Origin of the sequence: Streptosporangium oxazolinicum, assembly GCF_039537505.1 — a bacterium.
Lineage (GTDB): Bacteria > Actinomycetota > Actinomycetes > Streptosporangiales > Streptosporangiaceae > Streptosporangium > Streptosporangium oxazolinicum.
Window position 1 is genome coordinate 1 of sequence record NZ_BAABAQ010000050.1, and the last position, 578, is coordinate 578.

Here is a 578-nt window from a genome sequence, read left to right on the forward strand (position 1 = left end):
GGGGGCCGGGGATCGATCATCGGGTCGATCCTGGGTCTGCTGATCTTCACCGTGATCACGAACCTGTTCATTCTCAACGGGCTCAACACCAGCGACCAGCTGGTGGCCAAGGGCCTGATCATCGTGGTGGCCGTGCTGCTCCAGCGGCGCAGTCTCGAATCACGAACCTAGACCGCGCCCCACGGGCCGGTCAGGAGATCGAGGGGCGCCTCACACGCCCACCCAACCCCCCACGTTTCACCCCCCAAGAGATTCACCCCCAAGAAGGAGCAAGATCATGACAGAGAACGTCGCGCGCAGGGGTTTCCTGCTCGGCGGTGCGGTTATCGGTGCGGGTGCGCTGGTGACGGCGTGCACGGGGAACGAGGCGCCGGCGCCGTCGGCCGCGGCGGCTTCGGCGCCGGTGCCGGCCGCGACCGGTGGGAACGACGCCCCCGGTGACAAGGTCGTCATCGGGTTCTCGGCGCCGGCGGCCGATCACGGGTGGATCGCCGCGATCGCGAAGAACGCCGAGGCCGCGGCCAAGGAGTACTCCGATGTGGAGTTCAAGCCGGTCGAGCCGACCAATGACATCAACG

1 pseudogene is annotated in these 578 nt (G+C 67.5%); it reads left to right on the forward strand.

What is annotated here, in order from left to right:
• Nucleotides 1-277: 277 nt before the first annotated feature.
• Nucleotides 278-578 (forward strand): annotated as a pseudogene (locus ABD817_RS39475) (sugar ABC transporter substrate-binding protein); the annotation flags it as partial.